The 24533-nt window shown below is 73.0% G+C and carries 18 protein-coding genes and 2 pseudogenes; 10 read left to right on the top strand and 10 right to left on the bottom strand.

Going from position 1 to position 24533, the window contains the following annotated elements:
• Window positions 1-22 precede the first annotated feature (22 nt).
• Together DZA62_RS05645 and DZA62_RS05640 are read left to right on the top strand one after the other, a co-directional pair.
• Window positions 23-1117: a hypothetical protein gene (locus DZA62_RS05645; protein WP_157987501.1), complete on the top strand. Its 1095-nt coding sequence runs from the start codon at window positions 23-25 to the stop codon at window positions 1115-1117.
• Between the two features lie 21 nt (window positions 1118-1138).
• Window positions 1139-1444: a thiamine-binding protein gene (locus DZA62_RS05640; protein WP_116947811.1), complete on the top strand. Its 306-nt coding sequence runs from the start codon at window positions 1139-1141 to the stop codon at window positions 1442-1444.
• On the opposite strand, the gene DZA62_RS05635 is transcribed toward DZA62_RS05640, so the two are convergent.
• The 4 genes and pseudogenes from DZA62_RS05635 to DZA62_RS37495 form a co-directional block, all read right to left on the bottom strand.
• On the bottom strand, window positions 1438-2811 hold the full coding sequence (locus tag DZA62_RS05635) for a glutamate decarboxylase (RefSeq protein WP_116947810.1): 1374 nt from the start codon (window positions 2809-2811) through the stop codon (window positions 1438-1440). The genes DZA62_RS05640 and DZA62_RS05635 overlap by 7 nt on opposite strands.
• Before the next feature lie 64 nt (window positions 2812-2875).
• Window positions 2876-4858, bottom strand: coding sequence for an ABC1 kinase family protein (locus DZA62_RS05630; RefSeq protein WP_116947809.1), 1983 nt, complete (start codon window positions 4856-4858; stop codon window positions 2876-2878).
• 83 nt (window positions 4859-4941) lie between these two features.
• Entirely contained in the window at window positions 4942-7296 is a 2355-nt protein-coding gene (locus DZA62_RS37410) for a S8 family serine peptidase (protein ID WP_116947808.1), read from the bottom strand.
• Window positions 7268-8359: pseudogene (locus DZA62_RS37495) on the bottom strand (S8 family serine peptidase); the annotation flags it as partial. The pseudogene DZA62_RS37495 and the gene DZA62_RS37410, both read right to left, overlap by 29 nt.
• Window positions 8360-8421: 62 nt before the next feature.
• Between DZA62_RS37495 and DZA62_RS05615 the strand changes: the two are divergent.
• On the top strand, window positions 8422-9399 hold the full coding sequence (locus DZA62_RS05615) for a helix-turn-helix domain-containing protein (RefSeq protein WP_116947807.1): 978 nt from the start codon (window positions 8422-8424) through the stop codon (window positions 9397-9399).
• A gap of 181 nt (window positions 9400-9580) precedes the next feature.
• On the opposite strand, the gene DZA62_RS05610 is transcribed toward DZA62_RS05615, so the two are convergent.
• Window positions 9581-10918, bottom strand: coding sequence for an MATE family efflux transporter (locus DZA62_RS05610; RefSeq protein WP_116947806.1), 1338 nt, complete (start codon window positions 10916-10918; stop codon window positions 9581-9583).
• 333 nt (window positions 10919-11251) lie between these two features.
• Between DZA62_RS05610 and DZA62_RS05605 the strand changes: the two genes are divergently transcribed.
• The gene (locus DZA62_RS05605) at window positions 11252-13927 is read left to right on the top strand and encodes a replicative DNA helicase (RefSeq protein ID WP_116947805.1); all 2676 of its coding nucleotides are present in this window, start codon (window positions 11252-11254) and stop codon (window positions 13925-13927) included.
• A gap of 115 nt (window positions 13928-14042) precedes the next feature.
• Window positions 14043-14768 (top strand): annotated as a pseudogene (locus tag DZA62_RS37400) (helix-turn-helix domain-containing protein); the annotation flags it as partial.
• A 12-nt stretch (window positions 14769-14780) separates the two neighbouring features.
• On the opposite strand, the gene DZA62_RS05595 reads toward DZA62_RS37400, so the two are convergent.
• Window positions 14781-15959: an MFS transporter gene (locus DZA62_RS05595; RefSeq protein WP_116947803.1), complete on the bottom strand. Its 1179-nt coding sequence runs from the start codon at window positions 15957-15959 to the stop codon at window positions 14781-14783.
• A gap of 73 nt (window positions 15960-16032) precedes the next feature.
• Window positions 16033-16875: an MmyB family transcriptional regulator gene (locus DZA62_RS05590; protein WP_116948148.1), complete on the bottom strand. Its 843-nt coding sequence runs from the start codon at window positions 16873-16875 to the stop codon at window positions 16033-16035.
• Window positions 16876-16979: 104 nt separating this feature from the next.
• Here DZA62_RS05590 and DZA62_RS05585 point away from each other — a divergent pair, with 104 nt between their 5' ends.
• Window positions 16980-17972, top strand: a complete 993-nt coding sequence (locus DZA62_RS05585) for an aldo/keto reductase (protein ID WP_232827269.1) — start codon at window positions 16980-16982, stop codon at window positions 17970-17972.
• Here the strand turns inward: DZA62_RS05585 and DZA62_RS05580 are convergent.
• Window positions 17969-18925: a helix-turn-helix transcriptional regulator gene (locus tag DZA62_RS05580; protein ID WP_116947802.1), complete on the bottom strand. Its 957-nt coding sequence runs from the start codon at window positions 18923-18925 to the stop codon at window positions 17969-17971. The genes DZA62_RS05585 and DZA62_RS05580 overlap by 4 nt on opposite strands.
• A 58-nt stretch (window positions 18926-18983) precedes the next feature.
• On the opposite strand from DZA62_RS05580, the gene DZA62_RS05575 reads away from it, so the two are divergent.
• The 4 genes from DZA62_RS05575 to DZA62_RS05560 all read left to right on the top strand — a co-directional run bounded on the left by DZA62_RS05575 (window position 18984) and on the right by DZA62_RS05560 (window position 21860).
• Window positions 18984-19541, top strand: coding sequence for a mycothiol transferase (locus DZA62_RS05575; protein WP_116947801.1), 558 nt, complete (start codon window positions 18984-18986; stop codon window positions 19539-19541).
• Window positions 19538-20167 carry a GNAT family N-acetyltransferase gene (locus tag DZA62_RS05570; protein ID WP_116947800.1) on the top strand — a complete coding sequence of 210 codons (630 nt, stop codon included), beginning with the start codon at window positions 19538-19540 and terminating at the stop codon, window positions 20165-20167. Before DZA62_RS05575 ends, DZA62_RS05570 begins: the two co-directional genes overlap by 4 nt.
• Before the next feature lie 98 nt (window positions 20168-20265).
• A complete protein-coding gene (locus tag DZA62_RS05565; RefSeq protein ID WP_116947799.1) occupies window positions 20266-20607 on the top strand; it encodes a YciI family protein in 342 nt (113 codons plus the stop codon).
• On the top strand, window positions 20604-21860 hold the full coding sequence (locus DZA62_RS05560; protein ID WP_116947798.1) for an RNA polymerase sigma factor: 1257 nt from the start codon (window positions 20604-20606) through the stop codon (window positions 21858-21860). Before DZA62_RS05565 ends, DZA62_RS05560 begins: the two co-directional genes overlap by 4 nt.
• Here DZA62_RS05560 and DZA62_RS05555 read toward each other — a convergent pair.
• The gene (locus DZA62_RS05555; protein ID WP_116947797.1) at window positions 21835-22299 is read right to left on the bottom strand and encodes a hypothetical protein; all 465 of its coding nucleotides are present in this window, start codon (window positions 22297-22299) and stop codon (window positions 21835-21837) included. The genes DZA62_RS05560 and DZA62_RS05555 overlap by 26 nt on opposite strands.
• A 41-nt stretch (window positions 22300-22340) precedes the next feature.
• Window positions 22341-24440, bottom strand: a complete 2100-nt coding sequence (locus DZA62_RS05550) for an MMPL family transporter (protein ID WP_116947796.1) — start codon at window positions 24438-24440, stop codon at window positions 22341-22343.
• Between the last annotated feature and the right edge of the window lie 93 nt (window positions 24441-24533).

The raw sequence follows: 24533 nt of genomic DNA, 5'->3' as shown, positions 1-24533 counted from the left end.
TGGTCGGAGTATGAACTCGACGATGACGACGGCGACCGAGGCGGAACGCGGCCCGGCCGTGCGGACCGGTGTGCTGCGCCGCTGGCCGGAGTGGGCGCCGTGGGCCGCGACGCTGTGGGCGCTCGGCTATGGACTGACGGCGTTGGGCTGGACGCTCACCGGCGCCGGCTTCCCCCTGGGCGCGGCCGACCCGGACCGGGAGCTGTCCCTGCTGGGCGGCGTGCCGGCCGACGCCGGCGCGCCGTTGTTCGCGGCGGTCGCGCTGGCCGGCGCGGGCACGGGCGCCGTCATGGCTCGCTATCGACCCGGCGCCCCCGTGCCGCGCTGGTGGCGACGCTTCGCCATCGGTCTCGGCGCGACGCTGTCGGTGGCGCTGCTGGTGGTCGTCCCGGACACCCGGATCCTGGCCGTCGCCGGGTACCTGCCGATGATCCTGGTCAAGGCGCCGTTCGACGCTGAGATCCGCGGGCAGATCGGCGCCGCGCTCGGCGTCGAACACCTGCACCAGCTGGCCGTTCTCGCCGGCGGGTTCCTCTGGGCGGCGGCGACCGTCGTCTATGCCCGGCGGACGGTGGGCAGTTGCGCACGGTGCGGCCGGCCGGACCGGTCGGCGGCGGTCGCGACGGTGCAGCGCTGGGCCCGTCCCGCGACCTATGTGGCGGCGGCGATCCCGGCGCTGTACGCCGTCACCCGCTGGATCTGGGTGGCCGGCGTCCCGCTGGGCATGAACGAGGACGAGCACGCGGCGGGGCTGGCCGACGGTTCCCTCTGGGCGGGCGCCTGGCTGGCGTCGTTCGCGCTGGTCGGGACGGTGCTGACACTCGGGCTCGTGCAGCGGTGGGGTGAGGTGTTCCCGCGCTGGGTCCCGGTGCTGCATGGTCGCCGGGTGCCGGTCGGGCTGGCCGTCGTCCCGGCGTCGGTGGTGGCGGTGCTCGCGACGTCCGGCGGGATCGGCCTGATCAAGGTCGGCCTCGCCCAGGACCTGATCGCCACGGACGAGTGGGCCGCCTTCGGGCCGGCGCTGCTGTGGCCACTGTGGGGCGTCGCGCTCGGCTGGGCGACGCTGGCGTACTGGCTGCGCCGCCGGGGCGCGTGCGGGGACTGCGGCGCAGCCTGAGCGCCGATCTACGATGGCAGCATGCTCATCGCGTTCTCCGTCGCACCGTCCGGCACCGGCGATTCGGTGACCGAGGCGGTCGCCGACGCCGTCGCCGTCGTCCGTGAGTCCGGGTTGCCCAACAGCACCGACTCCATGTTCACCACCATCGAGGGCGACTGGGACGAGTGCATGGACGTCGTCAAGCGCGCCTGCGAGGCGGTCGGGCGGCACGGCAACCGGGTCAGCCTCGTGCTCAAGGCCGACATCCGGCCCGGCCACACCGGCGAGCTCACCGGCAAGGTCGAGCGTCTCGAGGCCGCGCTGGCGCGCCAGCGCGATCAGTAACCGATCCCCGACTTCACCCGGCGACGTTCGCGTTCGTGCAGCCCGCCCTTCGCGTCCAGCGTGGTGCACGCGTGTGCGAGGTCGTCGGCCAGCGTGTCCGCGAGTGAGCGGCCGAGGGTCTGCTTGACCAACGCGCGCATGATCGTCACGTGGTCGGCGTTGGGCGGCAGCGAGTACGCGGGCAACATCCAGCCGTGCTCTCCGGCCAGCTGTCCCGCGACGTCGAACTCGTCGTAGGCGTGCTCACCGGCCAACCGGAACGCGACCAGCGGCAGCTGTTCCGCGTCGGGGTGGCCGACCAGTTCGAAGTCGCCGGCCGCGACGATCCGCTTGGCCAGCGCCTGCGCGTTGGTCTGCATGGTCTGCATGATCGCGCGGTAGCCCTCGTGGCCGTAACGGACGAAGTTGTAGTACTGCGCGAGCACCATGCTGGCGTTGGTGGAGAAGTTCAGCGTGAACGTCGCGTCGCGCTTGCCGAGGTAGTTCTCGTAGAAGACGAGGTCCTCGGCGAGGTCCTCGGTACCGCGGAACACCAGCCAGCCGATGCCCGGGTAGACCAGGCCGTACTTGTGGCCGGACACGTTGATCGAGCGGACCTGTTCGAGCCGGAAGTCCCACTTCGTGTCCGGGTAGAGGAACGGCCAGACGAAGCCGCCGCTCGCGGCGTCGACGTGCAGCGGGACGTCGAGTCCCTTCTCGTCGCGCAGCCGCACGAGTAGCTCGTCGATGCCCGCGATGTCGTCGGAGTGCCCGGTGAAGGTGGTGCCGAGGACGGCGGCGACGCCGATGGTGTTCTCGTCGACGTGCGGCTCCACGTCGCTGGGGCCGATCGTGAGACGGTCCGGCCGCAGCGGGATGATCCGCGGCTCCACGTCGAAGTAGCGGCAGAACTTCTCCCAGACGACGTGGACGTCGCCGCCGAACACCAGGTTCGGCCGGTCGGTGCTCCGGCCCGCCGCCTCGCGTCGCTGCCGCCACTTCCACTTCAGCGAGAGCGCGCCGAGCATGATCGCCTCGGACGACCCCTGGGTGCGCGTCCCCGTGGTCGGGCCGGGCGCGTGGAAGAGGTCGGCCAGCATGCGGATGCAACGCTGCTCGATCAGCGCGGTCTGCGGATACTCGGCGTGGTCGATGTAGTTGCGGTGCAGGTTCTCGGCGATGACGCGCTGCGCTTCCGGCTCCATCCACGTCGTCACGAACGTGGCCAGGTTGCGCATCGGGATGCCGTCGAGGATGAGCTCCTCGCCGAGCAGGCGCATCGCGTCGATGGCCGGCATGCCCTGCTGCGGCAGCCGGTCGTCCGGGGCCGGTCGCCGCAGGAACGCGTTGCCGTAACGGTCGTCGTAGGTGTCCTCGTGCCGTGCCATGACTCGACGCTAGGGACGGCGCGGCCGCCCGGGGTCCCCCGGAACGGGTGAGAGCGGTGGCCGGTCAGCCGCGCCGGAAGATCTGGGCCAGCACCCGCAGCGCGAGGATCGCGCTGATGACCAGCATGTTGTAGCCGATCAGCTCGTACAGCCCGACGGAGTCGGTGAGTTGCGGTCCGCCGCCGGTCCCGATCAGCAGCACCGCCATGATGCCGGTGGTCGCGGCGAGGAACGTCAGCAGCACCTCGTGCAGCATCGTGGTCAGGACCGCGCGGTCGCGTTCGTCGGCCAGCAGCCGGATGTTGAGGCCGAGCCGGCCGTGCTCGGCGGCGCTGGCGATGCGTTCCACCCGGCGCGGCAGCCGGCGCAGGATCGGCAGCAGCGCGGCCAGCTCGTCGGTGACCGCCTGCTTGAGGTGCTCCGGGCCGTACTGCTCCTCGACGTAGCCGCTGGCCAGCGCGCGGGCGCCGCCGATCAGGTCGAACTTCGGGGTGAGCCGGGTCAGCGTCCCCTCGGCCGTCGCCAGCGCGCGGAACACCGCGGCGATCTCCGGCGGGATGGCCAGACCGTGGTCGGCGACCACCCGGAACAGGTCGCCGAACATTCGCACGCCGGTGCTGGGCGCGCCGGAGGTGTGCTTGGCCATGAACCGGCCGATGTCGCGCTCGAGCTGCTGCTGGTCGATCTCGTCCGGCCGCGGCACCAGCTCGAGCAGCGCGTCGCTGACGGCGAGTGGGTCGCCGCGGTCGACGCCGACGAGCAGCCGTTGCAGGGCGTCGCGCAGGGCGCCGTCCAGCCGGCCGACGGAGCCGAAGTCGAGCAGGCCGAGCCGGCCGTCGTCGAGCAGGAAGATGTTCCCGCCGTGGGGGTCGGCGTGGAAGATGCCGTCGAGGACGATCTGGCGCAGCAGGCAGTCCAGCAGTGTCGTCGCCAGTGCGTCGCGGTCGACGTCGCGCTGCCGGATGACGGCGTCGGCGCGGTTCAGCGGCGTGCCCTGCAGACGGTCCATCACCAGCACCCGTTCGGTGCACAGCGCGAGGTGCGGCTCGGGCAGGACGACGTCGGGGTGCCGGCTCGGCGCCGACGCCACGGCGGTGATGTTCTCGGCCTCGATGCGGTAGTCGAGCTCCTCGCGGATCGCCTCGGCCAGGCCGTCGGCCAGCGGGCGCACCCCCATGCGACGGGCCCACCGGGTGCCGGACTCCAGCCGGGCGGCCAGCCGCGCGGCGATGTCGAGGTCGCGCTCGACCACCGGCCGGATGCCGGGGCGCTGCACCTTGACGACGACCTCGGCGCCGCTGTGCAGCCGGGCGAGGTGCACCTGGCCGACGGAGGCGGCCGCCAGCGGTTCGCGGTCGAACTCGGCGAAGACGTCTTCGACCGGGGCGTTCAGCTCGGCGACGAGGACCCGCTCGACGTCCGGCCACGGCACCGGCGTGGCGTCGTCCTGCAGCCGGGCCAGCTCGTCGGCCACCTCGGCCGGCAGCACGTCGCGGCGGGTGGCGAGGATCTGGCCGAGCTTCACGAACGTGACGCCGCCCGCGTTGAGCGTGCTCGTCAGCGCCCGGCCCAGCTGGGCCCGGCCGGACGGCACGTCCAGCGCGCGGTCGCGGGTACCGCGCAGGTACGACCCGAGACCGTGGCGCATCGCGATGCCGATGATCTGCCAGTACCGCCGGGCCCGCCGCAGCCGGCCGAGCAGCCCGCGGCCCCACACCAGCGCCGGCGGCAGCGAGCCCATCGGCACGAACGCCTCGATGATCACGAGCAGCACCATCGACGCGAGGATCGTCAGCACGCCGGCCAGCAGCGCGAACCAGAACGCGACCGGTCCCTCGCTCTGGTCGGTCAGCCCGTGCGGCGAGAGCGTGAACTGGTCGAGCAGTGCGTACATGATCAGCGGGCCGACGAACAGCGCGAAGGCTCCGGTCAGCAGCAGCCGGAACAGCCCGAGCCGGACACCCAGCAGCCGTTGCGCGATCAGCCCGAAGACCAGCGCGGTCAGGACCGAGAAGGTCGCGACGATCGGGAACGTCAGTACTTCCATGGCGGGTCAGGCCCCTCGGGGTTCGGCTCACTGGTCCGGCGACAGTCTCGCAGGGTGAACCCCGAGCGGCCCGGCAACCCGCCTCAGGCGACGCCGTAGAGCCGCTGCGTCCACTGGGTCACGCCGACCCCGTTGGCGTCGGTCAGCTCCACCTTGAACGAGACGTGCCCGCCGGCGGCCGGCCGGTTGTCGACGGTCGCGACGACGGTGTCGCCGTCGAGCGTCGCGGGCACCTCCGTCCACGTCTCGCCGTCGTCGTAGGAGACCCAGGCGGTGGCCGCGGTGAGCGCGCCCGGCGCGTACGACGGGGTCGCCTCGACGCCGACCTCGACCCGATAGCCGTCCACCGCGGCGGCCCGGTTCTGCGCGTCGACGTCGACGTCGTAGACCGGGAACAGCAGCGGCAGCGCCCCACCGTCCGCCGCGGACGACGTGAATCGCCAGCTGGTCTGCGCGAACAGCGGCGACGACCAGGTCGAGTGGCCACGGTCGTACCGGACGAGGTCGTAGACCAGCTCGAACTCCGTCGCGGCGGCCGGCACGTCCCACTGGCCCTGGCCGTACCAGCCCCATCGGCCCAGCGACTCGCCGCCGGCGAACAGCTCGGTGCTGCCGAGGTCGTTGAGCCCGTTCCACGCGAAGTGACCGGGCTGGCTGTCGGCCCACGCAGGGAAGTTCGTCCAGATGACGTTCCCGACCCGGCCGGTCGGGTCGTAGCGGCCCTGCGCGTCGGCCGGGACCGCGGGCCGCAGCCCGCCGCCGTACCACGTCTCCGCGGTGCGACTCCCCGGGGCCAGCGGCCGGGTCGCCGACGACATCGGCGTGCCCCAGTACCACGACGTGCCGTCGGGGTGGACGACCGTCTGGCGCACCGGCACGTCCGGCGTCACGTACGCCGTCCTGGCGCCGGGCGCCGCGAACTGCACGACGTCGCCGAGCGGGACGTACGCATCGCGCTGGGTGCTGTACGCGTCGAGGTACTGCGCGTAGCGGTCGGCGGCGCCGGGGGTGTGGTACGTCGAGTCGATGCGGGCCAGCCGGTCCTGCTCGACCCGGTGGTTGACGTCGCGCGTCGTGATCGTCCCGGTGTGCGGGTAGACCAGGTGGTAGTCGGCCGGTTCGGCCGCGCCGTCCGGCGTCGTGTAGAGCCACGACTCGGTGACGTCGAAGTCGCCGCGGTCGACATCGCCCATCCGGCCCAGGTACAGCGACTTCAGGCCGTCGCGGAAGTAGCGGGTGTTGGAGAGGATCCAGTTGTCGACGATGCGCGCGTACGACACGCTGCCGCTGTGCATCCGCAGCGGCTGGTCGGTGCGGACCTTGACCGGCAGCGCGCGGCGGGCGTCGAGCGTGACGGTGCGGTCGCGGACCAGTTCCAGCTCCGGCTCCGCCAGGAAGGCCGCCTCGGTGACCTGGTACGTCTCCGGGTCGGTGGTGGCGACGGTCGCGGCGACGGAGTACGTCCCGGCGCGCAGCCGCAGCGTGACGTCGCTGCCCTCGAGGCTGATCCGCTGCGCCGCGATGCTGTCCAGGTCGAACACGTCCAGCGAGCTGGCGTCGGTGGCCGGCTTGCCGTCGCGCCCGAGCACCCGGAACGTGACGTCGACGTGCTGCGGCTCGGCGTAGGCGCCGATCGGGGTGACGACGGTGGCATCGCCGTCCCGTGCGACCAGCCGCAGGCTGACGGCGCCGTAGTGCCCGTAGTCGAGCACGGACGGGTCGAACGTGACCGGCAACGTGGCGGTGCCGCCGGCCGGGACGGTCAGCGTCGTGGCGCCGAGGACCGCCGCATCGTCCGGCAGTTCGGCGCCGTTCTCGCCGCGGGCGTCCAGCGTGAACGTCAGCGTCGCGTCGGCGGTGCCGGTGTTCGTGTAGGCGACGTCGGTGGTGACCGCCTCTGACGGGTCGTGCGGCCAGGCCAGGGTGCCGAGGTCGACGGTGCCCGGGCCGCTGAGCTGCGCGCTCGCGGCCGTCGCGACGTCGAGGATGCCGGCTCCCTGCTCGTAGACGTCGGTGTCGTTGCCGGTCCGGACCGTGCTCTGCAATGCCGCCTTGACCTGCTCGCCGGTCCAGTCCGGGTGCGCCTGACGGACGACGGCGGCGGCCCCGGCGACGTGCGGCGTGGCCATCGAGGTGCCGCTGAGGTCCGTGTACGCGGCATCGCCGCGGCCGCCCGCACGCGCGGCGGTGATGTCCACTCCCGGCGCCGCGATGTCCGGCTTGACGGCGTGCGTCACCGGCACCGGGCCGCGGCCGGAGAAGCCCGCCGTCGTGTCCGTCAGGTCGACGGCGGCGACGGTGAGCGCGCCGGCGGCGCAGCCGGGGCTGGTGACGGTCTCGGCCCGGGCCGCCGAGGTTGCCGGCGGCGATGACGAAGAGCGTGTCCGACGCGGCCGACAGCGCGTCGACCGCCTGCACCATCGGGTCGTCGCAGGCACCCAGCTCGTTGTTGCCCAGGCTCATGTTGACGACGTCGGCGCCCTGGGCGACGGCCCACTCCATGCCGGCGATGATCCACGACAGCTCGCCGTAGCCGTCGTCGCCGAGCACCTTGCCGACCAGCAGGCCCGCGCCCGGCGCGACACCGCGGTGGCTGCCCCCGGAGGCGGCGCCGGAGCCGAGCACCGTCGACGCGACGTGGGTGCCGTGGCCGTCGCGGTCCACGGCGTCGGGGCTGTCGGTGAAGTTCTCGGCGACGACGAGCGCCTCCGCGAGGTCCGGGTGCCCGGCGTCGATGCCGGTGTCGAGGACGGCGACCGTGCTGCCGGCGCCGTCGTACCCGGCCGCCCACGCGTCCGGCGCACCGACGTATGGGACGCTCTCGTCCAGCACCGGCGCGACGCGGGCGTCCAGCCAGATCTTCGCCACCTGGCGGCCGAACGCCGTCGGCTGCGGCACGACGGCGTTCCAGACGGCCTCGGTGGCGGACTTGTCCGCGTCGAACACGTCCGCGCCGATGGACGGCAGGCGCGCGGTGCGCTCGGCGCCGGCGGGGAGGGCGGCGCCGCGGGAGGATGCGGCGCCGCCGGCATAGGTGACGATCAGCGGGATGCTGTCCGCCGACGCGTCGTCGAGGCCCTGCTCGACCAGTCCGGTGACGTTGAAGAGCTGCCGGTCGACGCGGTCGTCGGCCAGCGCCTGCTCGGCCGACGCCGGGATGACGTAGACGTCGTCGCCCTCGGTGCGCACGTCATAGCCGCCGGGGTCGTCGGACTGCACCCGCACCGCCGGCGTGCTGCCCCGTCCGTAGGTGAGCACCGCGACGTCGCCGGTGATCAGCGTGACGGTGCGGACGCCCCCGGCCTCGACGCCGTCGGGGATCTGCGGCAAGGGCGTGACCGGGTGGTCGTCCGCGGGCGCGGCCGCCTGGCCGGTGAGGGGAAGCGCGGCCAGTGCGAACGTCAGTGCGACGGCGGTGCGGCGGAGGGCAGGCACGGTTCGGCCCCGCTTTCCTGAGGAGACAGACCATTCGTAAATCTGCCACGATTCGGGACAATGCATGCTGGCGCGAATGCGTCATGACCGGTATCCGCCAGCGACGACACGCGGGCAGGGGAGGCATCGTGTTCGATGTGCTCGGGCTGGGTGAGGTGGAGGAGTCCGCCTATCGCGCGCTGGTCGAGGTGCCGTCCGCCGACGTCGCCGCGCTGGCCGCGCGGCTGGGCCTGCGCCCCGGCGAGGCGGCGACCGCGCTGGCGTCACTGGAGCGCCGCGGCCTCGCCGCCCGGTCCAGCGCCAGCCCTGAGCACTACGTCGCCTCGCCGCCGTCCGTCGCGCTCGCCGCCCTCGTCGTCGACCGGCAGGAGGAACTGCGCCGCGCCGAGGTCGAGATCGCCGCACTCACCGAGGCGTACCGGCGCACCGAGTCCGACCGCAGCGTCGGCGACGTGGTCGACGTCGTCTACGGCTCACAGGCCGTCGCGCAGCGGTTCATGCAGCTGCAGGCCTCCGCCCGGTCCGAGGTGCTCGGGCTGACGAAGGCCGACGTCGTCGCGATCTCCGGCGAGGAGAACACCGCCGAGGAGGCCGCCGTCCAGCGCGGCGTCCGGTTCCGGGTCGTCCTCGAACGGGCGGCGTTCGACCGGCCCGGCTTCGCGTCCGCCGCCGAGCTCGCGCTTGCCGACGGAGAGGAGGTGCGGGTCGCGTCCGAGGTGCCGATCCGGTTGCTCGTGGTCGACCGGCAGATCGCGCTGGTGCCGCTGGTGTCCGGCCGGTCGCGGGCGGTCGGCGCCCTGCTCGTGCACCAGAGCGGGTTGCTGGACGCGCTGATGGCGCTGTTCGACAAGGTCTGGGACGAGGCGGTGCCGCTGGTCCTCGGCGCCGGCGGGGCGCTGGCCGAGGGGCGGCCGTCCGGGCTGACCACGCTGGACAGCCGGATCTTCGGGCTGCTGCTGGCCGGGCTGACCGACCAGGCCATCGCGAACATGCTGAACCTGTCGCTGCGGACGGTGCAGCGGCGGGTGCGGGTGCTGATGGACGCGGCCGGCGCCGACACCCGGCTGCAGCTGGGCTTCCAGGCGGCGAAGCACGGCTGGGCCTGACCCCCGCCGGACAGGGGTGCTCCTCTGTCGCTCGTGCGAGCGGTTCGGTGCCGCGACGGTATCGCCAACGGTCGCACCAGCAGCAGGCGAACCGGAAATGATCACGTGAAGTAGGGGTCCTCACGCTCTACCACCCATGCATGCCTGGTGAAGCGTGCAGAGGCCTGGTGGAGCGGGCGGTTCAGCGGACGGCGCCGGTCACCATCCACGTGTCGCCGCGCTCGCGTAGCGCCAGCGTAACCAGCCGCACCAGCATCCAGACGCCGATCGTGGCCCAGAGCCACATGAGGCCGGCCCGTCCGGACACGTCCGCGACGGCGACCGCCCAGGCGGCCGGCAGGAACGCCGCCACCGAGACCACCGAAGCCCAGGCCAGGTAGCGCCCGTCGCCGGCGCCGATCAGCACGCCGTCGAGCACGAACACCCAGCCGGCGATCGGCTGCATCGCGGCGGCCACGACCAGCGCGGCGAACAGCAGCGTCCGCACCTCGGCGTCCGGCGTGAACAGCCGCGCGTAGCCGTTGCCGATCACCAGCAGCAGCACCGCGAGCACGACGCCGGACAGCACGCCCCACTGGACCATGCGCCGGGTGATCGACCGCGCGCCGTCCACGTCGCCGGCGCCGAGCGCGCGGCCGACCAGCGCCTGAGCGGCGATCGCGACCGCGTCGAGGATCAGCGCGAGCAGTGTCCACGTCGTGAACGCCACCTGGTGCGCGGCCAGCTCGGCCGTCCCCAGTCCGGCCGCCACCACCGTGATGACGATGAGCGCGACCCGCATGGCGGCCGTCCGCACGATCAGCGGCACACCGGCCCCGAACGCCTGGGCGACGCCGCGGACGTCCGGCCGGATGCTGACGCCCGCACGCCGGGCGCCGCGCACCACGACCCGGACGAACACCGTGGCCATGCCGGCCTGGGCGAGGACGGTGCCCAGCGCCGACCCGCCGATGCCGAGGTCGAGCCCGTACACCAGCACGACGTTGAGCACGACGTTCGCGACCGCGCCGCTCACCGCGACGTAGAGCGGCGTCCTGGTGTCCTGCAGCCCGCGCAGCACGCCGGTCGCGGCGAGGACGAGCAGCATCGAGGGGATGCCGAGGAGGCTGATGCGCAGGTACGTCTCGGCGTGCTCGGCCACGTCGTCGCCCGGGCCGAACAGCGACACCACCCACGGCGTCAGCGGCCAGCCGGCTGCCAGCGTCGCGACGCCGATCAGGACGGCCAGCCAGCAGCCGTCGATGCCGGAGCGCAGCGCACCCGGATGGTCGCCCGCGCCCAGCCGCCGGGCGACCGCCGCCGTCGTCCCGTAGGCGAGGAAGATCGAGACGTTCACCAGCGTCCCGAGCACCGCCGACGCGATGCCCAGGCCGGCCAGCTCGGGAGTGCCGAGGTGGCCGATGATGGCGGCGTCGGTGAGCAGGAACAGCGGCTCGGCGACCAACGCGCCCAGGGCGGGCAGCGCGAGGCGCAGGATCTCGCCGTCGGCCTGGTGCCGGCGGAACGGATGTCGAATCATGGCAGCACCGACGGTAGGGGTGACGCCTGTCAACGTGTGACTGGCGTCTCGCCATCTGAGATGTTGCCCTGTGGATCTCCGTCCACACCCGGTGGACGACGAATCTCGCGCGTGAGCTGCGGTTTCGCCCGAGTGGTGAACACCATGCGGGTCCACTGTCCCCAGGGTTGTCCACAGTTGGGGATGATCGTTTACGAGGCGTCTCCACAGCCGGTCCACAGCACCTGTGGATCACGGACTTGGCGACGCGCCGAGGCGGGTCATAGGTTCGCGACACGGCAGTCGCGGCGTGCCTGTCCAGCGCCGAATTGTCGGTGGCGCCTGTTAGAACAGATGTATGCACCGTCCGGTGCCGAAGGGGTGTGCGTGAGCGTCGCGGAGCTGCCGGATCGGCGGGAGGAAGCCCCCGTCGACTACGGGCGTACGCCACCGCAGGACGTCGCCGCCGAGCAGTCGGTCCTCGGTGGCATGCTGCTGTCCAAGGACGCCATCGCCGACGTCGTCGAGATCATCCGCGGCAACGACTTCTACCGCCCGGCGCACGAGGCGGTCTACGAGGCGGTCATCGACCTCTACGGCCGCGGCGAGCCCGCCGACGCCGTCACCGTCGCCGCCCAATTGCAGAAGCGCGGCGAGCTGGGCCGGGTGGGCGGCGCGCCGTACCTGCACACCCTGGTCTCCTCCGTGCCGTCGGCGGCCAACGCCGGGTTCTACGCCGAGATCGTCCGCGAGCGGGCCATCCTGCGGCGCCTCGTCGAGGCCGGCACCCGCATCACCCAGATGGGCTACAGCGACGACGGCGACGCCGACGTGATCGTCGATCGCGCGCAGGCCGAGATCTACGCCATCACCGAGAAGCGGGCATCCGAGGACTACCACCCGCTCTCGGAGATCATGGAGGGCACGCTCGACGAGATCGAGGCCATCGGCTCCCGTGGCGGCCAGATGGTCGGCGTCCCTACCGGCTTCACCGATCTCGACGCTCTGACCAACGGCCTGCACCCCGGCCAGCTCGTCATCCTCGCCGCCCGACCGGCCGTCGGCAAGAGCACCCTCGGACTGGATCTCGCTCGGGCGGCATCCATCAAGCATGGGCTGACGTCGGTCGTCTACTCGCTCGAGATGGGCCGCAACGAGATCACCATGCGGCTGCTCTCCGCCGAGGCCAAGGTCCCCCTGCACCACATGCGCTCCGGTCAGATGACCGACGACGACTGGAACCGCATCGCCCGCAGCACCGGCGAGGTCTCCAGCGCCCCGCTCTACATCGACGACTCGCCGAACATGACCATGATGGAGATCCGGGCCAAGTGCCGGCGCCTCAAGCAGCGCAACGACCTCCGGCTCGTCATCATCGACTACCTGCAGCTGATGAGCAGCGGCAAGCGCGTCGAGAGCCGCCAGCAGGAGGTCGCCGAGTTCTCCCGGGCGCTCAAGCTGCTGGCCAAGGAGCTCGAGGTCCCGGTCATCGCCATGAGCCAGCTGAACCGCGGCCCCGAGCAGCGCCAGGACAAGAAGCCCATGCTCTCCGACCTGCGCGAGTCCGGCTGCCTCCCTGCCTCGACCCGCATCCTGCGGGCCGACACCGGTGCCGAGATCACCATCGGCGAGCTGATGGCGTCGAGCGCGCGCGACATCCCGGTCTGGAGCCTTGACGACAGCCTGCGCTATGTCCCGCGCACCATGACGCACGCCTTCCCGAGTGGCCGTAAGGAGACCTTCCGGCTCCGGCTGGCCTCGGGCAAGCAGATCGATGCCACGGCGAACCACCCGTTCCTCACCTACGAGGGCTGGCGGCCGCTGGGCGAGGTCTCCGTCGGAAGCCGTCTCGCCGTCCCTCGCCACGTGCCGGCGCCCCTGCTCACGCGGCAGTGGGCCGACGCCGAGGTGGTGATGCTCGCGCATCTCATCGGCGACGGCTCCTTCGTCCGTCGTGAGCCGATCCGGTACGCGTCCGTTGACGAGGAGAACCTGGCGGCGGTCACCGAGGCCGCGCGGCACTTCGGCATCACCGCCATTCGCGACGACCACGCTGCCGCGCGCGTGACGACGCTGCGGCTGCCGGCGCCCTACCGGCTGACGCACGGGCGCCGGAACCCGATCGCCGCCTGGCTCGACGGGCTCGGGCTGCTCGGCCTGCGGTCGCACGAGACGTTCGTCCCCGACGCCGTGTTCAGCCTGCCCAAGGCGCAGATCACGACGTTCCTGCGGCACCTGTGGGCCACCGACGGCTCGGTGACGGTGAACCGCAACGGCCGGTCCGGGCGGCTCTACTACGCCTCCACCAGCCGGCGCCTCCTCGACGGTGTCTCCCGGCTTCTGCTGCGCTACGGCATCTCCACCCGGCTGCGGGTCGCGACGCCGAAGGCGGGCTACCGGCCCCAGTACACCCTCGACGTCTCCGGCCGCGACGAGCAGTTGCGGTTCCTGCGCGAGATCGGCTGCCACGGGGCCAGGTCCGCGGGATGCGCGCGCCTGCTCGCCGTCCTCGAGCCCGGCACCTCCAACGCCGACGTCGACACCGTCCCCCGCGGTGTCTGGCAGGACGTCCGCTCCATCCTCGCCGAGCAGGGCACGACCCACCGTCAGCTCGCGGCCGCCACGAACACCCAGTTCGGTGGCAGCGCCAGGTGGCAGCGTGCGCCGAGCCGCGACCGCCTGAGCCGCGTGGCGTCGGTACTCGGCAGCGCGGAGCTGGAGATGTACGCCACCAACGACCTCCTCTGGGACGAGGTCGTCGCCATCGAGTCCCTCGGCGAACAGGACGTCTACGACGCGACGGTCATGGGCACCCACAACTTCATCGCCGACGGTGTCGCCACCCACAACAGCATCGAGCAGGACGCCGACATGGTCATCCTGCTGCACCGCGAGGACGCTTACGAGAAGGAGTCACCTCGCGCGGGCGAGGCCGACTTCATCGTGGCCAAGCACCGTAACGGCCCGACGGCCACCATCACGGTCGCCTTCCAGGGCCACTACAGCCGCTTCGTCGACATGGCTCAGTGAGGCACCGGGAATAACCGGACGGCGCGTCGCGGCTGGCTTGTCTGTGACCGCAGTCCTGCCGAGCCCGGAGCCGGCCGCCGCCACGGATTCGGCCGGGTTGGCGGCCCAGTGGGAGATGTCGTCGGTGCGGCGCGTTCGCATGGCCGAGGACGAGCCGCTCGCAGACGCCCCGGGGTCGGTGTGGGCGATGGTCTGGGAGGGCGCCGTCGCCGTGGAGACCGCGGCCGGGCGGCGGCGGATCGAGGCGGGCGACGCCGTGTACGTCGATGCGAAAACGGCGTATCGGGTGGTGGCGACGGAGCCGGCGTTCGTGCTCGTCGCCGACCTGCGGCTGGTCGTGCCGGCGCATCCGTTGCCGAGCCCGCTGGTGGTGACGGCGTTCAGCGACCGGCACCGCGGGGTCACCGGCCTCGTCATGACCTGCCCGATCAACGACGGCTGCCACCCGTCGCTGTTCGTGGCGAGCTATGCGGGGCTGATCGGCGCCGCGATGACGGCGTCCTGGCTGGAGGAGACGCCGCCAGCCGACGACACCACGCAGGGCGACGAGCAGGTCGCCTCCGTCGTCGCCGCGTTGGTCGAGCGGCCGGGTGAGGCCTGGACGCTGGACCGCATGGCGGGGCTCGTGCACCTGTCCCGCTCCGCGCTGACCGAGCGGTTCCGCCGGGTCACCGGGCGCAGCCCCATGCAGATGGTGCGCGACGTGCGGATGTGGGAGGCGCGACGGCGGCTGGGCGTCGAGGGGCAGGCGGTGACGCAGGTGGCGTACGCCGTCGGCTACGGGTCGGTCGCCGCGTTCAGCCGCGCGTTCTCGTCCCGGCACGGCGTCGCACCGCAGCAGTGGCGCGACCGCTCAGCGCGACGGGATCCGCAGCGACGCGAAGCCGAGCCCGGCGGCGACGGCGGCGGCCGCGCCGACGATGAACGGGAGCCCGACGCCGTAGGCGTCGAGGAGGGCGCCGCCTGCCGCGGAGCCGATCGTGATAGCCACCTGGAAGGCGGTGACCTGCAGCGACATCGCGGACTCGACGCGTTCGGGTTCGACCCGCGTCACCCAGAGCTGGGTCGCCACGGGAACCATGTTGAACGCGAGGCCCCACAGCACGATCGCCACCGTCAGCAGCGGTAGCGAGTCCGCCGTCCCCGCCACCAGCAGGCTGACGCCGAGCAGCACAGGCGCCGTGGCGGTCAGCAGCCGCAGCCGGACGGCGGCCGCCCCGGCGATGACCGTCCCGGCGACGCCGCCGACCCCCCACGCCAGCAGCAGCCAGGTCGCGCTGCCGGGGTCCAACTCTTCCGTGGCGACCCGGATGTACGGGTAGGCCGCGAAGTTGCCGAACGCCACCAGGACGACGCAGCCGATCCCGGCCAGCAGCCGGCGGTGTCGCAGCGCCTCGCGCAGCATGCGGATGCCCGCGGTCGGATGCGCCGGGACGGACGGCAGCGCCCGCGCGATCCCGGCGGCCGTGAGCACACCGAGCACCGCGGCGCCGGCGAACGCGGCCCGCCAGCCGACCGAGTCGCCGACGACGGCACCGACCGGCACGCCGACGACGGTGGCGAGGCTGACGCCGAACGCGATGGCCGACGACACGGCGCGGTCCCGGCCGCCCATCGCGTGCAGGCCGGCGCCGAAGGCGAACGACCAGAAGCCGGCGATCGCCACCCCCAGCAGCAACCTGCCGGCCAGCAGGACGGCGAAGTTCGGCGCCACGGCCACCGCGAGATTGGCCACCGCCCCGACGATCAGCAGGCCGACCAGGACGGTGCGCCGGTCGGTGCGCGGCAGGACGACGGCGATGCTCGGCGCCGTGACCGCACCGGCGATCGCTGTCGCCGCGACGGCCAGCCCGGCCACCCCCTCGCTGACGCCGACGTCGGCGGCGAGGGCGGGCAGCACGCTGGCCGGCAGGAACTCGCTCGCGACGAGTATCGCGATCCCGGCCGCGAGCGCCACGACGGGGGTCCAGTTCGGGCGGTCGACGGCGTCGGCGGACGCGGTCGCCGTCCGGGCGCGGGAGGAGGAGGCCACCCGTCCAGCCTCGGCGCGCGGGACCGGCAGCGGTTGATCGCGCGGACGGCGTGGTTGATGCCGCGACCGGTTCTCAGCCGGCGGTCCGGAAGTCCTGGGTGCCGATCACCCTCAGCAGCTCGAGCTTCTCGGCGGCGTCGGTGCCTTCGACGGGGAAGTACGCCAGCAGCTTGACGTCCTCCTCGGGGGTGAGTAGCACCTCGCAGTGCAGGCGGATCAGCCCGACCTCGGGGTGGATGAAGCTCTTGACGTCCGAGCGGCGCACGGCGACCTCGTGCCGCTCCCAGAGCTCGCGGAACTCGACGCTGCGCGCGAGCAGGTCGTGCACCAGTGCGGTGACGTCGCGGTCGCCGGCCCGGCGGGAGAACGTCGCGCGCAGGTCGCTGACGTGCGCCGCGGACAACCGTGGCCAGTCCTCCTCGGGAGCCAGCTCGCGGGTCGAGGGGACGGTGAACCAGCGCCAGTAGACATTGCCCTCGCGGCCGGGCCGGAGGTCGCGCTCACCCACGAGGGCCGCGACGAGATCGTTGCGCCACAGCACCTCGCCCAGGTCGCTGTAGATGCAGACGGGGACGTCGACGAGGCGGCCGGCGAGGGTGATCAGGCCCGGACGGACGTGGCGGCCGGCCCGGCGCGGCGGCGCGGACAACCCGGCCAGGTGGAAGAGATGGTCGCGCTGGTCGGCATCGCAGCGCAGCGCCCGGGCGAGTGCCGCGACGACGGCCGCGGACGGCGCCGAGCCGCGGGCCTGCTCCAGCCGCGAGTAGTGGTCGGTGGACACGCCCGCCAGTTGCGCCACCTCCTCACGCCGCAGGCCGGGCGTGCGCCGCCGGACGCCGTCGGGCAGACCGACGTCGGCGGGGCGCAGCACCTCACGCCGTCGGCGGAGGAAGTCGGCGAGCCCGGCACGGTCGATCACGCCTCCATGGTGCAACCGCCGCGCGGCGGTATCCAGGGAGAGGCCGTCCCTGGATGCGCCGCGCCTGCCCGAGCGGCTCGGTCGCGACCACGCTGAATCTCATGACAGCACCACTCGACACCCGCACCCTCGGCCGCACCGGACCCGCCGTCACGTCGCCCGGCCTCGGCTGCATGGCCCTCTCCGGCGCCTACGGCCGCACCGACGACGACGAGAGCGTCCGGGTCGTCCACAGCTACCTGGACGCCGGCGGCACTCTCCTCGACACCGGCGACTTCTACGCCGCCGGTCACAACGAACTATTGATCGCCCGGGCCCTGAGCACCCGCGACCGCGACGACGTGGTGCTCTCGGTGAAGTTCGGCGCCGTCCTGGCCCCGGGCCGGCCCCCGGCGGGTTTCGACGGACGGCCGGCCGCGGTCCGGAACGCGCTCACCTACTCGTTGCAGCGTCTCGGCACCGACCACGTCGACGTCTACCGGCCGGCCCGGCTGGACCGCGGCGTGCCGATCGAGGAGACCGTCGGCGCCATCGCCGAACTGGTGGAGCAGGGCTACGTCCGCCACATCGGGCTGAGCGAGGTCGGAGCGCAGACGATCCGCCGGGCCGCGGCGGTCGCACCCATCTGCGACCTGCAGATCGAGTACTCGCTGCTCAGCCGAGGTATCGAGGACGAGATCCTGGACACCTGCCGGGAGCTGGGCATCGGCATCACCGCTTACGGAGTGCTCTCGCGCGGGCTCATCGGCGGCAGCGGCTCGGACGACGGCGCCCGCGCGCTGTCGCCGCGGTTCCAGGGCGCCAACCGCGAGCACAACGACGCGCTGGTCGCCCGATTGCGGGGGCTGGCCGAGGAGAAGGGCGCGTCGCTCGCCCAGCTGGCGATCGCGTGGGTCGCGGCCCGGGGCGACGACATCGTCCCGGTGGTCGGGGCGCGCCGCCTCGAGCAGGTGACGTCGATGATCGGCAGCACCGCCATCAGCCTGGACGACGCCGACCTCGCCCGCCTCGACGAGCTGATCCCGGCCGGCGCCGCGCGCGGCGACCGTTACCCGGCGCCGTTCATGGCCGACCTCGACAGCGAGCGGCGCTAGAGCCCGGAGGCGTCGACGAGGCGCCGGCCGACGGCGCGGGCGGTGTGCCGGAGTTCGACGCAGCCGACGATCCGGAACGCGACCGGCAGCCGGGCCAGCTGCTCGGCATACCACCAGGGGTTGCTGGTGCTGCCGGTCAGCCGGGTCGTGTCGTCGTCGATCGCCTCGAGCGTGCCGAGCATGGGCGCCACGCAGGGCCGCACCTTCGCCAGCGGTCCCTCGATGATCACCTCGGTGTCGAACTCCCAGCCGCGGGCCAGGTGCGCCTCCAGTTCGGCGACGGCGTCCAGGCCGGGCGGTGGCGTGAACGACGCCGTCAGCACGGACACCGACGTGACCCGGTCGATGCGGTAGGCGCGCCGGGCGGCGGAGCCGTGCGACCAGCACAGCAGATACCAGCGGCCGTGCCGGACGACGACGGCCCAGGGCTCGACGTCGGCGGTCCATTCGGAGCCTGTCTCGGAGCGATAGCCGAGCTGCACCAGGTGGTGGTCGGCGCAGGCTTGCACGAGGGTCGTCGCGATCGACGGGTCGGGGCGGGCGGCCGCGGGGTCCGGCGCCGGCGCCGTCGTCCGCCGGACCGCCTCGGCCTGGTGGGCGATCGGCTCGGGCAGCGCCCGCAGCAGCTTGCCCAGCGCACTGCCGACCGGGTCGGTGGCGTTCGCGGCGTCGTGGTGACCGTCGAGGACGGCCATGACCAGGCCGAGCACCTCGGCGGCGCTGAACAGCAGCGGCGGCAGCCGGACCCCGCGGCCGAGCCGGTACCCGCCGTAGGGGCCGCGGACCGACTCGATCGGCAGCCCGGCCTCACGCAGGATGCTGACGTAACGGCGGGCGGCACGCTCGGTGACGTCAAGGGCGGCGGCCAGGCGCTCGGCCGTGATGCCGGGGCCCGCCTGGATCAGCTCGAGAGCGAGCAGCGCCCGAGCCGTGGGACTGGTGCCTGGCGCCATCGCAAGATCTTTCCGGATCCGGAAGTAGAACGTCCGGAATCGACTCTAGCGTGCTCCCATGGACCTACAGGACATGACCGTCATCAAGGAGTCGATGGCGGGCGACGAGGTCGAGATGCTGATGTTCGCCCTCGATCGCGCCCGGGCGCAGTTCGCCTGGAAGTGCGACGGCCTCGACGCCGCGGCACTGAACAAGCCGCTGCCGCCGTCGACCATGACGCTCGGCGGGCTGCTCAAGCACATGGCCCTGGCCGAGGACCTGCGCATCGCCGAGTTCATCACCGGCGACCACATGCCCGAACCGTGGAAGCAGGAGAACTTCGACGCCGACTCCGACTGGGACTGGCACTCCGCCGCCGACGACACGCCGGAGGAGCTGTACGGGCTCTGGCGCGCGTCGGTCGGGCGGTCCCGCGCGGCGTGGGCGACGGTGCTGGCCGACGGCGGCCTCGACCAGCCGTCGATCTTCACGACCGGGTCCGGTGAGCACCCCAACCTGCGCCGAGTCCTGGTCGATGCGGTGGAGCACTACATCCGGCACGCCGGGCACGCCGACCTCCTCCGCGAGAACGTCGACGGTCGCGTCGGCGAGGACCCGCCGCAGCCGTCGTCGTGAAGGAGCCGATCCGCGCGGGCCAGGTGCGGGTCGTTCCGGCGAACGAGGCGTCCTGGCACGACCTGACCCTCGTCTTCGGGACGGCCGACTACGCGGCCCGCTGCCGCTGCCAGCGGTTGAAGGTCGAGGGCTGGATCTGGCGCGACACCACGTTAGACGAGCGGGTCGAGCGGCAGCAGGCGCAGACGAACTGCGACGAGCCGGACGCGACGCGGACCAGCGGGCTGGTCGCCTACGTCGACGGTGAACCGGCCGGCTGGGTCGCCGTCGAGCCGCGCACGGCCTACCCGAAGCTGATCAAGGGCAGGTCGCCGGTGCCTTGGCGGGGCCGGCACGAGGACCGCGACGACGACGGCGTCTGGGCCGTCACCTGCACGATCGTCCGTCGCGGCTACCGCGGCCGCGGCCTGACGTACCACCTCGCCGCGGCCACCGTCGGCTACGCGCGCGACCGCGGCGCCCGCGCGCTGGAGGCGTACTCGATGATCACCGAGCCGGGCAGGGAGATCACCTGGGGCGAGCTGCACGTCGGCGCCCGGCAGGTGTTCGAGGAGGCCGGGTTCACGCAGGTCAGCCATCCCAGCAAGCGCCGTGTCGTGATGCGGATCGACTTCGTGCCCGGCTGAGGGAGAAGATTTCTTCGCGAGCGGTGTCGGATCGGGCCCGCTCCGTTCGTCGTGGGGCGTACCGCGAAGATGGCACCAGCCAGCGAAGGAGACATCCCATGAAGTACCTGATGCTCGTCGGCACCGACCCCGACCACACCGAGGCCGACGCCGCGGCCGCGCCCGACATCGAGGACTGGTTCGCCTACGTCAGCGGCGCCGGCAAGCACGTCGTCGGCGACCGCCTCCGGCCGTCGTCCGCCGCCACGACGGTGCGCGTCCGGGGCGGTGAGCTGCTGGTCACCGACGGCCCGTTCGCCGAGACCAACGAGTGGATCGTCGGCTTCGACGTTCTCGACTGCGCCGATCTGGACGAGGCGATCGAGATCGCGTCGAAGCACTCGATGGCCTACACGGGCCGGCTCGAGCTGCGACCGTTCTGGCCTCTCGACGGGCAGTGACCGACGCGGCCGATGTCCGCGCGGCCCTCGGCGACGCCGTCGCCGCCGAGCGGCTGCGCATCGTCGCCGCGCTGATCCGGGTCACCGGCGACTGGGACCTGGCCGAGGACTGCCTGCAGGACGCCGTCGAGCGGGCGCTGGAGCGCTGGCCGCTCGACGGCGTCCCGGACCATCCGAGCGCCTGGCTGACGACGACCGCCCGGCGCCGTGCCGTCGACGTCCTCCGGCGGCGGCAGACGGAGCGGGCGAAGCTGCGCGAAGCTCAGGCACTGGCCGAGCTGTCTCGCGACCTCACCGGCGACGAGCCCGGCCCGTACGGCGACGACCGGCTGAAGCTGTTGTTCACGTGCTGCCACCCGGCGTTGCCGATGGCCGGCCGGGTGGCGCTGACACTGCGGTCGGTGGCGGGGTTGTCGACGCGGCAGATCGCCCGGGCGTTCCTGGTCAGCGAGGCGACGATGGGGCAGCGGCTGCTGCGCACGAAGAACAAGATCGAGCACGCCGGCATCGGCTTCCGCGTGCCCGAGCCGCATCGGCTGGCCGCCCGCACGGACGCCGTCCTCGCCGTCGTCTACCTGACCTTCACCGAGGGTTACGCGGCGACCGAGGGCGAGCCGTTCCGCGACGACCTCGCCGCCGAGGCCGTGCAGCTGGCCGGGCTGGTCGCGCAGCTGCTGCCCGAGGACGACGAGGCGCTCGGCCTGCACGCGCTGCTGCTCCTGCAGCACGCCCGCCGGGCCGCGCGGACCGACGCCGGCGGCGAGCTGGTCACGCTGGAGGACCAGGACCGGGGCCGGTGGGACCACGACCGGGTCGTCGCCGGGCTGGCGGCGCTCGCGGCGGCGCGGGCCACGGGACGGCCGCCCGGCTACTACCGGCTGCAGGCCGAGATCGCCGGGCTGCACGCGACCGCGGCGCACGCGGACGACACCGACTGGGTCCGCATCGTCGCCGCCTACGACGCGTTGCTGACGCTGCGGCCGTCGCCGGTGATCGCGCTCAACCGGGCGGTCGCGACCGGCTTCCGCGACGGTCCCGCGGCCGGGCTGGCCGCCGTCGACGAACTCGGCGACGAGCTGGCGGACTACCCCCTGCTGCCCGCCGTCCGGGCCGACCTGCTGCGCCGGGCCGGACGGCGTCGCGAGGCGGCCGCCGCCTACCGCGACGCCGTCGCCTCCGCCCGGTCGGAGCCCGAGCGGCAGCTGCTGGAACGACGGCTGCGCGAGGTCAGCGGTCCAGCCGGCGGTAGCTGACGACGAAGTCCGACGCCCACACCCGGCCGTCCGGCGACGCCTCCCAGCGCCCGTCGACGGTCGCTCCGTCGTCGGCGACCGTGCCCTTGAAGCGCTGGTGGAAGTCCTCGCCGGGACGGGAGGTGAGCGTCCACCGGCCGTCGCCGAAGGCCATCGCGTAGACGCGGCCGACGCCTCGGGAGTCGGTGTAGAGCATCGTGTAGGCGCCGGAGTGGTCGTCGACGCCGATGACGGCCTCGGTCCACTCCGGCGCCAGGCCCTCCCACTCCGGGACGACGAAGGACTGCGGGTCGGTGCGCTGGGCCACGAACCCGCCGTCGAGCCGGCGGAACGTCGTGGTGGCCCTGCTCATGACGCGGTCGTCGATGGTCGCGGTGATCTCCCACGAACCCACCAGGACGTCCAGGCGGGCCAGCCGAGGATTCACGGTGGTGTCCATGAGTCCTCAGACTGGCCCATCGGGCGGAATTCATCGAGGGGTCAGCCCACCAGGGCCGGCCCGCGCTCGGCCCGCGCCTCGGCCGGCGTGCCCGGATCGGGCGCGGCGTCGGTGAGCGCCAGCCGCTCGTGCACGCGGCGCAGCGGCCGCGGGAGCCACCAGTTGCGCGCGCCGAGCAGCGTCATCGTCGCCGGGACCAGCAGCATCCGGACCACGATGGCGTCCAGTGCGATCGCCAGCACCAACCCGAGCCCGATCGCCTTGATCGGCGCGAACCCGCCGAAGACGAACCCGGCGAAGACCACCCCGATGATCAGTGCCGCCGCGGTGACGATGCCGCCGGTGTGCTGCAGGCCGGAGACCACCGAGCCGTGGGCGCCGTCGCCGGCCAGCCAGCGCTCGCGGATCCGCGACAGCAGGAACACCTCGTAGTCGACGGAGAGCCCGAACGCGATCGCGCCGACCAGGATCGGGACGGTGAGGTGCAGGTAGCCGAGACCGTCGGCGCCGAGCAGACCGGCGAAGTGCCCGTGCTGGAACACCCAGACGACCACGCCGAGGGCGGCGCCGATGCTCAGCAGGTTGGTGAGGATCGCCTTGACCGGCAGCAGGATCGAGCCGGTGAACGCGAACAGCAGGGTCAGCGTGCCGATCGCCACCAGCGCGATCGCCCACGGCAGCCGGTCGGCCAGCATCGCCTGGTAGTCGACCAGCGTCGCGGTGTCGCCGCCGACCAGCACCTCGTACGGCAGGTCGAGGTCGCGGACGGCCTGGACGGCGTCCTTGGCCGCGTCGCCCTCGGCGTCGCCCGCAGGGGTGGCGGCCAGCCCGGTGAGGTCGTCGGTCAGCGGGACGACCTCGACCGACGCGATGCCCGGCAGGTCCGCGACGGTGGAGCGCAGGTCGTCGACGGCGCTCCGGGGCGCCGACGCCACGATCTCGATGTCGCCGGCCCACCGGGCCTGCTCCGGGAAGTGGGTGCCGAGCTGCGTCCACAGCTCCCGGGTGTCCGTCGACGTCGGCAGCATGCGCGGATCGCCTTGCGAGATGTGCATGTCCGCGACCGGCGCCGCCAGCGTGACCAGCGCGGCCGCCGTCGTCACCAGCGTCAGGACGGGGCGCTTCTGCACGCCGCGCGCGACCCGGGCGAACACGCCGTCCCCGGAACGCTCCCGCGACGGCGAGACGCGGTGGCCGAACTTCGCCAGCAGCGCCGGCAGCAGGGTGAGCGCGGCGGCCATGTCGGCCAGCACGACGGCGGATCCGGCCAGCCCCATCGAGCGCAGGAACGGGTCGTTGAAGACCACCAGGCCGGCCAGCGCGACGGCCACCGTGAGGCCGGAGAACACGACCGTCCGCCCAGCCGTGGCCGAGGTGCGCAGCACCGCCTCGCGCACGTCGGTCACGGTGCGCCGCTCCTCCCGGAACCGGCTCACCATCAGCAGCGCGTAGTCGACGGCGAGACCGACGGCCAGCATCGTCGTGATCTGGATCGAGTACACCGAGACGTCGGTGACCTGGCTGAACGTGAACAGGATCCCGAACGTCGCGCCGACGCCGACGGCCGCGATCAGCAGCGGCAACCCGGCCGCGAGCAGCCCGCCGAACACCACCAGCAGCAGGATCAGCACGACCGGCATGGTCAGCATCTCCGCGCGGGCGACGTCCTCCTGGGCCGTCTCGGCGAACTCGACCTCGGACAGCGGGCCACCGGCGACGACGACCGACGTCGCGTCGATCGACCCCAGCCGCTCGGCGGCGGCTGTCGCCTCGCCCGCGCCGTCGTCCTCCAGCCCGGGCGAGAGCGCGACCTCGACGAGGGCCGCGTCGCCGGACTCCGAGGGCAATGGTGGCGAGACGGACGCGACGCCGGGCAGCGCCGCGACGTCGGCGAGCCCGGACTCCAGTGCGGCGGCGTCCGCACCGTCGATGACGGCGGTGATGACGTCCGGCCGCGGTGCGACGTCGTCGACGCGATCCTCGGCCTGCGCCGACTCGCTGCCCGGGACCGTGCCGACGTCGGAGGTGAGGCGATCGAACACGCCGGTGCCGATGCCGAACCCGGCGGCCAGGACGGCGACCCACGCGAGGATGACGACGAGGGGCCGCCTGACGGCGAACCCGGTGATGCTGCGCAACATGGCGGCCTCCAGAGGCTCCGATGGACTGCGTCGATCGTGTCCTCGGACCCCCATGCGGCGGATCGCCGTGAAGAGCGGATTCGCGCCCCGCTC

Source organism: Jiangella endophytica (assembly GCF_003427025.1).
GTDB classification, from domain to species: Bacteria; Actinomycetota; Actinomycetes; order Jiangellales; family Jiangellaceae; genus Jiangella; species Jiangella endophytica.
This window is presented reverse-complemented; position numbering and strand designations above follow the sequence as displayed.